Raw genomic sequence first — 10,586 nt, 5'->3', positions numbered from 1 at the left:
CTATTCGGTGGTGGCCGGCGGTACCGCCGGCGGAGGCGTCGTGACCGGCGCGGCCGAACTGCTGGCGGGCGCAGGCGTCTCGACGACCACGGGCTTGGGCCGCACCGAGGGCAGATAAGGAATCGGCTCGGTCGGGCGCGGCGCGGCCTTGGGTGCCTCAGGCTTGGGCGACGTCTTGAAGACGACCGCGACCTGGCCCGCTTCGGCCTGACGCGCATCCAGCACCGACGACATCTGCGCCGCCTTGCCGTTCAATTTGCCGACCGTGGTCACCAGGCTGTCCATCTGGCCGGCATACTCGCCGTTGTAATAGACTTCGATGTATTTCAGATCTGAGATCTGGATCAGCTTGTCCTGCCATTCCGTCGCCGGCACGCGGTAGGCTTCGCCGGCATTGAGCTGGGTGGCGAAAGAGATAATGCTGCCATTGGCGTCGCGCACGATCAGGTCGACGCTCTTGGTCGCCTGCAGCGTGACATTGGACTGTTCCGGCGGCGCGCCATAGACGGCGCCCTGCGGGTTGAACGCCTTGCGCGCCTGCAACACCTCGGTCACCGGCACGACCGCAGCGCTGGCATTGTCGGCCGCCATCATCGAGGCAAAGCCCTCGTCCAGACCCGGCGTGACATAGGCCTGGGGCACGTCCTGATCCTGCGGCGCCGGTGCCGGCCGGGTCAACTGCATCATGCCTTCCTGCAGATTGGGCACCGCCCATTTCCACGGCGCGCTCTCGTTCAGCCCCTGGATTCGGTTGTCGCCATGCGAGACCGGCCGGTGCTGGACGATGTTCCAGATAGCGATGGCGCCGACGACGCAGACGGCAGCGGTAATATAGGCGCGGTAGTTGGGCCGGGTATCTTCGACCGAAGCGCCGGACGGGGCGTGCAACCGCACCGCCGGTTCCGTCGCCTCGCGCTTGTACATGTCGGCCAGGCTTTCCTCGTCCAGGCCGAGAGCCTTGGCGTAGGCCTTGATGTAACCGATGGCAAAGGCGCGCGGCGGCAGGACATCATAGGCGACCTGCTCGAAGGCTTCCAAATAGGCCCGGCGCACCCGGGTAATCTCGGCGACCTGTTCCAGGCTCAGCCCCAGCTTGGCGCGCCGCGCCTTCAGCAGTTCCGCCAGGTCGAAACGATCGGGCAGACGTCCGTCACCGGCCGCGGCCGGAGCCTCGCTGCCGCCGCGATACACGCCCTGATAGGGTTCGTCTTCGATGATGGGGGGACTGTCGCTGGTACTCAAGCTCGGTACTCATGGGGATTCGCGGATTACTCCGTCGCGACAGAACCATAACGGCAGGGAATAATCAATCGGCGCGGTGGCGTGCTTTTCGTCGTCGCGCGAATTTTACCGCCTGTTGCGAAAGCGCGGAACTCGGTTTATGACGACGCCCTACCCGCCACTCAACCCAGGACCTGCCATGCCCGCCGCCTTCGATGACCTCTGGATCGGTCAGGTTGCCTCCATCGGCGCCGGCGTCATTTCCGACGAAGAACTGGCGGGCTTCTGCAAGACCTATGCGCCGACCTGGAATCCCGCCGACGGCGTGCCCGATGCCCTGATCTTCACCCTATGGTCGCGCCTGGAGACCGAAGCCGCCCTGCAGTGGCCGCAAACCAAGCGCCTGGCGGTCGATGCTCTGCGCTGGTCGCGCAACCCGCCGCCGGGAGAGCTGCTGCGCGGCCGCATGACCGTGATGGGCAAGGACGCGGTCGGCGACACCAAGGGCGTTGTGATCGCCCAGCACGACATGCTGGACGAAGCCGGCCGCCTGGTCTTCTCATGCCTGACCCGTTCGGTGTTCCAGCGCAACCCGAAGGCACCCGTCGCCTGACGACTCTCCTGCGTAAGACACGAAACGACAGACATCGCGCGGCTACGGCACCGATGGCGCGCGGCTGAGAACAGTGATGTTGCGAAATACATAGGCAGAATCTTCGCCCCCCAAAGGCTTGACCTCCTTAAGGCGGGTCAGAGTATCACCATCACGCGTTTCGGTCTCGCGGATGTGCGACTCTTGACCACCATCGACCCCATCTCGCTCAAATATCACCGTCCAGTGGACGGCATCGACGGCGCGGGCCACTCGGGCCTGGTCAGTCACGACTTCGACAACGCGGCCTTTGCGAAACATGGCTGAGGTCGCACCGGTGTCGCCATACAACGTCGTTGTCGTAATAAAGACCATACCGGTTTGGGGGCCGTCATCGAAACTGGACAATCTCGTCACGGTCACTGTGTCCGGCGCCACTGACATATAGCTGACCATGGGCAAGCGAAAGGCCTCGTTGCTCTGATAGTCGCGGTATTCCAGATAGCCGGACCAGCGGCCACTGAGCCCTGCCTGAAGCGTCTCGGGACGCGGCGCCGGCTGGGCCTGGCCGGGCTGAGCGACACTGACCATCAGCGCGAGTGACAAACCTAAACCGAGCGCAGAACGATAGGCGCGAACATACATGGCAATCTCCCCAAGGGCAGCCAACCGTCGTGCCCACACCTAAATCGTACGTCCGAAGTGCGCACCAGGATCAGTCTGCGCGCGGGCGCATTTGATAACAGCGCGGCCCTTAGCGTGACATGAGCACCGCTCTCGCGCATACTGTCCACCGCGATTCCCCGACCTCAGGCTTTACGTGACGACCCCACCGACCAAGATACAACGCATAAAGATGAGCGATATCGCCAAAATGGCGGGCGTATCGCTGTCATCCGTCTCACGAGCCCTGGGGGGCAGCTCGCTGGTGCCCGAACCACAGCGTCAGCGGATTCTGGATCTCGCAGAGGCGCACGGCTACTCGGTGAATCAGGCCGCCCGTAACCTGCGACTGCGCACCACCGAAACCATTGGCTTGGTCTTGCCGATGGGCCACGAGACAGGCCAGAAGGTGACGGATCCCTTCCTGCTTGAACTTATCGGTAACCTTTCGGAAGAGGTTTTTCACCGCGGCTACGATATGTTGATGTCAAAGAATCCCGCGCCAAGAACGGGCTGGCTGAAGTCTCTGGTCCAATCCCATCGTTTTGACGCCATGCTGGTTCTCGGCCAAAGCGACCAGCACGACAACATTAATGCGCTGGCGGCCAACTATGCGCCCATGGTGGTATGGGGAGAACGGCTGCCGCACCAGGCCTATTGCTCTGTCGGGGTAGACAATGCTCTGGGCGGAACCCTGGCCACGGAGCACCTGCTGTCACGGGGGCGGCGCCAAATTCTGTTTCTGGGGCCCGCCCAGGTGCCAGAGGTCGCCAGCCGCTTGCGAGGGTATGTCGAAGCCCTGACCGATTTCGGATTGCCCCCGAAACCCAACCAGATCATCGACGCCCACTTCACCTATGAATCCGCCTATGAAACGGTTTGCGCTTTGTTGGCCAGCCGGCGCAAGTTCGACGCCATTTTCGCGGCATCCGACGTCATTGCCGTTGCCGCCATCACGGCCTTGACCAAGACCGGGAGACGTGTCCCCGAAGATGTGGCGGTCTGCGGCTTCGACGACGTTGCCATGGCCCGCACCATGGCACCATCCTTGACGACCGTACGTCAGGATTTACGCATGGGCGCCCAGCTTATGGTTGACCTTCTGTTCCGCCGAATGAACGGCGAGAAGACAACATCAGCCGTCATCCCCGCCAGCCTGATCGAGCGGGCTTCAACTTAGAGCGCGTTTCGATACGGTAGACTCAGATCGGCACTCTAAGTTTTTGTTTTTCAGTGAGTCTTTGTCCAAAAAGTTCATCCCACTTTTCGGGATGCGCTCTAATACTCGGCGTTCAGCGCATTCAATCTTGCCGCCGCCGGATTGCGAAGACGGTTGTAGAGCAATGCCGCGAACAGCGCGAGCGCCATCACCGTTGCCAGCATGAAGCCGTAGCGCGCGTCGCCAAAGACATCCGAAACCGCCCCCATCGCCAACGGGGCCACCACCGCGCTTACGCAGGTAAAGAACAGGATAACCCCGCCCGCCGCCCCGTGCTGCGCTTTGCGGAAACACGATATCCCCTTGGAATTTATGGTCGGATACATAACGGACATGAACAACCCCGATAGTGGCAAGACGTAGACGGCGACAGCCTTACCGCCAAACAGTGCGGCCACAAAACAGATCAGGATGGCGCCCGAACTCACCAAAAGCACCTGAGTCCAGGCCAGTCGCGCCAGCATCCACGCTCCGACGAACCGACCGGCCGCACGCAGGACGAAAAATATGCTCAGAGCATAAACTGCCAGCCAGACCGCAGGGCCTTTATATCCAGCAAGCAGGGTCGGCATCCAGACATAGATAGCTGTTTCGACCCCGACATACAGCATGGCGAGCCCTGAAAAGGACAGGGCAAACGGATCCTTCATAAGGGCAAGCAGACCGGACACATTGACACCGGGTTCAGACCTGGCCTGTCGGGCTGGATAGCGGACCAGAAAGGCCGTCAGAATCAACAGCGTGCACAAAGCGCCGGCGATAACATAGAGCCATTTCCACGACGCACCCGTGATCAGAAGCTGGGCGACAATCAACGGCCCCAGGATGGCACCGACGCCGAAAAAGCCTTCGACCGCATTCATGACCCGGGTGTGGCTCTCGGTCGAGGTTGAAATGTCGCCGATCAGGGCCAGCGCCCCGGTCTTGAAGATACCGATGGCGAGACCCGACACGAACAACAGACCCGCGAAAAACAGGAAGTCATCGCCCACGGCAAACAGGAAGGAATTAAGCGCAAACAGCGACAACCCCAGAATGATGGTCCATTTGCGTCCCATCTGGTCGGCCAGAAACCCCAGGCCAAGACCGGCCAGGGCAATGCCGGCCATGGTCGCGTAGTGGAAGGCGCCGGCCTGAGTCATCGTCAGGCCATATTGTCGAATAACCTCGGGGATAATGACACCGACCGCATCTGTGGTCATAGCGAACATCATGAACATCAGATAGGTCAGGCCGGTGATGAGTACCGGGTTGACGGGACGGACAGCGGCGTTCATGGGCGCGCTCCAATGAAAAAAGGCCGGCGTTTGGGAGTTGCGCCGGCCCAAGGTATCGTAACAGCGAATTAAATTGCGGTCACGGGTCGGATCTAGAAACGATACTTCAGCGTGACGGTCGTTGTACGGCCATTGATGGCGCGCGCCCGGACATAGTTGGTCGCGTTGGCAGTGATGGCGCCCTCTTCGACTTCGGTAATCCCAAGAACGTCAAACGCGTTGTTGATGTTCAAGGACGCTGTCAGACCTTCTGTCAGGCGGTAATCGGCAAATAGATTGGTCTGGATATAGCCCGGCATAACCAACTGATTGTCGTCCTGAGCGTAGGCATCGGTGGTACCGACGAAGTTGGCACCCAGTTCGACATGCTCGAATTTATAAGACGGGGTCACTTGGAAGACCCACTCAGCCTGGCGGCGTGGACGGTTGCGGACCTGCGCTGCGTTCAGGGCGTCCTTCGATATCTCAGCCCGCGTATAGGTGGCGCCGCCGCTGACATGGAAAGCGCCAGCGTGATAGGCTGCCTCCAGTTCGAGGCCGCTGGCGGTGTACACCCGGTCGAAGAACTTTTGCGATGTCGCCTCAAAGTTTTGCTCTTCGGTCTCGGCGCTAAAGGCGGTGAGGAACAGGCTGGTCGTTCCATTGCGGTACTTGACGCCAACCTCGAGCTGCTTGACGAAATCGATAGCATCTTCCTTTGCGACCGATCCGTCGGTTTCATTGATTTTCCCGAACAGGAGGCGGTCCGCATTCGCCCGCGCGCCGTTCGAGTAGCGGCCAAAATAGGATAAATTTTCGCTGATCCGGTAATTGGCGCCAAAGGAGTAGGACGTGTAGTTCCAGTCATAGTTGACCGGCTTGGGCGCAGCGTAGTTGATGAACGAAACGCTGGTCTCCGGGTTCTGAATCGTACCATCGCCATTGACGTCGAAATTTGCCATCTGGGTGCTGTAGGCAAAGTTACCGCGCGCCTTGCCGCTGTCCTGACGCACTGAGCCTTCGACGGTCAGCTTGCCGAACTGGGCTTTGCCCACGATATACGGGGCGACGATATCGTACTGCACGTCATAGTGCCGGGTGCAGCAGTTGCCCCACAGGGGGACGCCGTAGGCATAGAGGCCGTTCTGCGACAGATTGGTGTTACTATCATAGAGGTTCAGCAGTCGCGCATTGTCGCCCGCTACCTCCATGGCATAGCTGTTCCAGATCCAGTCCATGTCGATCGTCTGGGACGAATTGTAGAGACCGAAGGTAAGATCGACCGGCACCTCGCCCGCATCAAACGTTTTGGACAGCTTAAGATCCCCGGCAGCGTTGTCCAGGCTGTTCAGACGTGTATTGAAGGTATGGACGATCATGGCAAGACCGCTATAGGTCGTCCCCGCTCCGGGTCCGCCGGCGACAACCAGGCGTGTGCCCGATGTCCCCTTGGCGCCATTGATGGCCGAAACGATAGCCGCGTCCGAGCCCACCTGCGCAGGGAAGAGAGACGCAAAATTGGCTTCGGTATCGGCCACCCGGAATTTACCGTTTAACGCCCAGCCGTTACCGAACTCGAAATTAGCCTCACCATTGAACACCAGACTCTTGGGAGCCATACCGTCACGAATATCGGTCACAGATCGGTTGTTGCGGCCATCCAGGCCGGCGTCTTGCAGAAAGTAGGCCGAATGGATGGTGTCTGCCTTGGCGTCGAGCCCAGGCGCAGAGGACCACTTGGGGTCGCTGTTGGTACCCGTGACCTTCATGGGCATCGGAAGGTAACCAATCGATTTGTCGTTGAGATACTTAACGCCGACGCGAATGAAACCGTTGTCAAACTTACGTGTCAGGTTGGCCTTGATTTGGCCGCCCTGGTTGGCCGTATAACCCGCCGTGCGTGGTCCTTCGCCCGAGCGGTAGAAACCGCCGATATGGAAGTCGGTGTTTTCGGTCAAAGCCCCGCCGAATTCGAAATCACCGCGCGTCTGGCCGAAGTCGACACCCTGGGTCAATTGCAGCGTGCCGCCCGGCCGTGAGCCGTTTTTTGAGATAATGTTGATGATGCCGCCCGGCGAGTTGGAAGCGAGCGTCGAAGCCGTACCGCCGCGGATCGCCTCGACACGCCCAGCCGTCAGGTCGGTGCGCAGGAAGATATCGGCATTTCCGAAGGCGATATCGCCAAACTCCAGAACCGGCAGGCCGTCTTCCTGCAATTGCAGGAACTTTGCGCCACCAGCGGCCACGGGCAAGCCACGCACAGCGATATTGGCATTGCCTTCGCCGCCGGTCGATTCGGAACGAACGCCCGGAATATTGCGGAAGACCTCAGCCGTTGATCGCGGCGCGAACTTTTGCAGTTCGTCAACCTGAATTGAACTGACAGAAATCGAGGTACTCAACTTGTTGGTGCCCTTGGCAACGCCAGTCACAATCACTTCGGTGCCAGTGTCCAGGGTGTCCTGGGTCAACGCGGCTTCTTGTGCCCGCCCTCCCGACGCAAGCGCCATGAGTATGGCAACCGAGGCCCCTGCCATTAGAAGTTTACGTGTGCAATTCAAGTGAAGGCTCATCTGTTAGCTCCCGGTCTGCGCGATGCGCATGTGTTCTTTTATGACTTTTCGGCACGTGACGCGCCGCACCTCACGCTTCTCATTCTTTGACAACGTTTTCAAGATTTTTGAGTCACCTAATCCCGAATTTCTGCTTTTTTGTGGCACAAATAGCACAAAACCGCTTCAATAGGGGCCATTCCTCGACTTTTCGCAGATTTTTCCGCAAGTCCATTCGCATTTATTTGCGAACGTTTGCAGAATTGGTTATGGAATTCAGCCCACACTCGCTTACGGGCACTGCCCCCTCAACCAGGCCAACTCGCGCATGACACTTCAGGCTCTCGATACACTCGCCCCCAACCCCAGCGAACAGACCGTCAAGGCCGCGCCACTGTGGCGGTCCGCGGCGGCAGAACTGGCCCAGATCTACGGCGACCATCCAGGTTTCGCGGATTGCCTGGAAGAGATGGCGAAACGAATCGGCCGCGCCCACGCGAAGCGACCGCCCGAATTAAAAGCGCTGGATGCCGCACGCAGCGATACGCCCAATTGGTATATGAAACCCGGCCGCCCTGCCTATTGCACCTATATCGACCGTTTTGCTGGGACGCTTAAGGGCACGATCAGCCACCTCGATCATCTGAAAGCCCTCAATGTCGGCATCTTTCACCCCCTCCCTCTGCTGAAACCGCGCGATGGTGACTCAGACGGTGGCTTTGCTGTCGCCGACTATGGTGACGTCGATCCCCGCCTGGGCACAATGGATGACCTGCGCGCGCTCGCGTCAGAACTTAGGGCACGCGACATGTCGCTGGTCATCGACATGGTTTGCAATCACACGGCGCGCGAACACCCGTGGGCGCAAAAGATGCTGGCCGCAGACCCCGACTTCGCCGACTTTTATATCGTGCTGGATGACCGCGCCGATGTCGACGCCTGGGAAGAGGCACTGCAGGATGTTTTTCCCGGCACAGCCCCTGGAAGTTTCACCTATGACGAACCCGCCGGCGGATGGGTGTGGACGACATTTTACCCGTTCCAATGGGATCTCAACTACGCCAATCCGCGCGTCTTTGTCGAAATACTAGACAGCCTGTTATACCTCGCCAACGCTGGTGTTGAAGGCTTTCGCCTCGATTCGACGGCCTATCTGTGGAAACAAAAAGGCACCATCTGCCGCAATCTGCCGCAGACTCACAACATCCTTCGCGCGCTGCGCTGCCTGGTATCCCTCGTTGCACCGTCCGTCTTTCTGTTGGCCGAGGCCATCGAATCCCAGGCCTCCGTCCTGCCCTTCTTCGGCACGCTGCAGGCTCGCGAATGTGATCTCGCCTATAACAACGGCGTCATGACGGCCTTATGGGGTGCGATGGCCGACCAGAAATCAGACCTGCTAGGGTCCATCATCGCGCGCGCCGGCGAGAAACCGGCGCACGGCCAATGGCTGAACTATGTTCGCTGTCATGATGACATCATTTGGCTGGCCCTGGCCGACACAGTGCCCATGGAGCGACTGCGGGCCTGGTCGAACTTTTTCGCCGGTCAGGGGTCCTATGCGCGCGGCCTGGCGTTTCAAGCCCCCGAGGGGTTCCCTGCCTCTGGCTGTGGTATGGCCGCCAGCCTGTGCGGCGGGCTCGACGATCCACAAGCCATGGCGCGGCTTAAACTGCTGTACGGCATTACCTACGCCCTCGAAGGAATCCCCCTGTTGTATATGGGCGACGAGGTTGGATTGGAGAACTTCGAAACCTTCCGCGACGACCCAGCCCTGAGAGATGAATTGCGCTGGCTGCATCGCCCTGAAATGGACTGGGCGGCGGCGGACCAGGCCCGGAAGACCTCGTCACCACGCGCCGACATTTTCGGTTACCTTCAGCAATTATCAGCCCTGCTCATGAAGCTGGAGATCTTGCCCGGCCTGACGGTGAAACCGGCGGCTCATGACGCGGTCCTCACGTTTGAACGCCCAATGGCCAAGGGCGGCTTTGTCTGCGAAGCGAACCTGTCGGAAGCGGTGTTTGACCTTCCTTGCGCCGGGCACATTCTGACGGGCGACAGTCGGATGCTGGCGCCCTATGGCGTGCGCTGGTCATTGCGGACGTCGTGACATGGCCCATTTTGCCTGTATCGAACTGGGTGGAACCAAGGTCAACCTGTCTGCCGGGAGCGGTCCCGATGACTTGTCCCCTGTGGTTCGCCTGCCCACCCTTGCCCCGGCCTCAACCCTGATTGACACGGTTGAGCACCTCAGACGCCTCGCTGGCGAACAGGATTTCGATGCCATAGGCATTGCGAGCTTTGGGCCCGTTGGTCTTACCCCCGGCACCCCATCCTACGGTCACCTGCTTAAGACGCCCAAGCCCGGCTGGAGCGGTGCCGACCTTCTGGGCCCCATCGCGGTTGCCTTTCCGGGAATTCCGATCGCCCTGGACACGGATGTAAATGGCGCGGCCCTGGGCGAAGCGCGTTGGGGCGGGGCCCAGGGTCTCGACAATTTTGCCTATGTCACTGTCGGTACAGGCATAGGCGTCGGCCTCGTCAGCAACGGTAGGCCGGTCCACGGCCTGCTCCATCCTGAGGCCGGTCATATCCGTGTCCGCCGTCAGCCCGGTGACACCTACGCCGGACACTGCCCGTTTCATGGTGATTGCCTCGAGGGGATGGCGTGCGGTCCTGCCATCCAGGCGCGCACCGGCAAGGCAGGCGAAACACTTTCGGCGGAGGACGCGGTCTGGACATTGACCGGCAGGTATTTGGCGGAATTGTTCCACAGCCTGATCCTCATCGCCTCGCCCCAACGTATCCTGGTTGGAGGTGGCGTAGGGCTGAATGAAACGGTCCTGTCGGCCGCCCGCGAGGCGGTATACAGCGGGCTGCGCGGCTATATCGAAGCTTTGGAGACCCTCACGAGCTTTGACGACTTCATCCAACCCGCTCATCTTGGTGATCGGGCGGGCATAATGGGCGCTCTGGCCCTGGCACAGGACGCATGGCTCAAAACGTCGCGCGCCGTCGAACCTTCGGGCGCCCAACGACCTTAGAGCCATCCCAGAACGTGTGAGCACCGCGCGAGCGATCCC

General features: G+C 60.2%; 8 protein-coding genes. 4 read left to right on the top strand and 4 right to left on the bottom strand.

Annotated elements, in window-relative coordinates:
* Positions 1–1,242, bottom strand: a complete 1,242-nt coding sequence (locus ABI_RS08300) for a helix-turn-helix domain-containing protein (protein WP_006272471.1) — start codon at positions 1,240–1,242, stop codon at positions 1–3.
* Between the two features lie 178 nt (positions 1,243–1,420).
* Here ABI_RS08300 and ABI_RS25580 point away from each other — a divergent pair, with 178 nt between their 5' ends.
* The gene (locus tag ABI_RS25580; RefSeq protein ID WP_006272470.1) at positions 1,421–1,834 is read left to right on the top strand and encodes a hypothetical protein; all 414 of its coding nucleotides are present in this window, start codon (positions 1,421–1,423) and stop codon (positions 1,832–1,834) included.
* A gap of 42 nt (positions 1,835–1,876) precedes the next feature.
* On the opposite strand, the gene ABI_RS08290 is transcribed toward ABI_RS25580, so the two are convergent.
* On the bottom strand, positions 1,877–2,458 hold the full coding sequence (locus tag ABI_RS08290) for a hypothetical protein (RefSeq protein WP_006272469.1): 582 nt from the start codon (positions 2,456–2,458) through the stop codon (positions 1,877–1,879).
* 211 nt (positions 2,459–2,669) lie between these two features.
* Here ABI_RS08290 and ABI_RS08285 point away from each other — a divergent pair, with 211 nt between their 5' ends.
* Positions 2,670–3,656, top strand: a complete 987-nt coding sequence (locus ABI_RS08285) for a LacI family DNA-binding transcriptional regulator (RefSeq protein WP_006272468.1) — start codon at positions 2,670–2,672, stop codon at positions 3,654–3,656.
* 98 nt (positions 3,657–3,754) lie between these two features.
* On the opposite strand, the gene ABI_RS08280 is transcribed toward ABI_RS08285, so the two are convergent.
* Together ABI_RS08280 and ABI_RS08275 are read right to left on the bottom strand one after the other, a co-directional pair.
* A complete protein-coding gene (locus ABI_RS08280; RefSeq protein WP_040308710.1) occupies positions 3,755–4,972 on the bottom strand; it encodes an MFS transporter in 1,218 nt (405 codons plus the stop codon).
* 92 nt (positions 4,973–5,064) lie between these two features.
* Positions 5,065–7,461, bottom strand: coding sequence for a TonB-dependent receptor domain-containing protein (locus ABI_RS08275; RefSeq protein ID WP_085930179.1), 2,397 nt, complete (start codon positions 7,459–7,461; stop codon positions 5,065–5,067).
* A gap of 370 nt (positions 7,462–7,831) precedes the next feature.
* On the opposite strand from ABI_RS08275, the gene ABI_RS08270 reads away from it, so the two are divergent.
* Together ABI_RS08270 and ABI_RS08265 are read left to right on the top strand one after the other, a co-directional pair.
* A complete protein-coding gene (locus tag ABI_RS08270) occupies positions 7,832–9,613 on the top strand; it encodes an alpha-amylase family glycosyl hydrolase (RefSeq protein ID WP_006272465.1) in 1,782 nt (593 codons plus the stop codon).
* Position 9,614: 1 nt separating this feature from the next.
* A complete protein-coding gene (locus ABI_RS08265; protein WP_006272464.1) occupies positions 9,615–10,547 on the top strand; it encodes an ROK family protein in 933 nt (310 codons plus the stop codon).
* The last annotated feature ends 39 nt before the right edge of the window (positions 10,548–10,586 follow it).

This window comes from Asticcacaulis biprosthecium C19 (genome assembly GCF_000204015.1).
GTDB lineage: Bacteria > Pseudomonadota > Alphaproteobacteria > Caulobacterales > Caulobacteraceae > Asticcacaulis > Asticcacaulis biprosthecius.
This window is presented reverse-complemented; position numbering and strand designations above follow the sequence as displayed.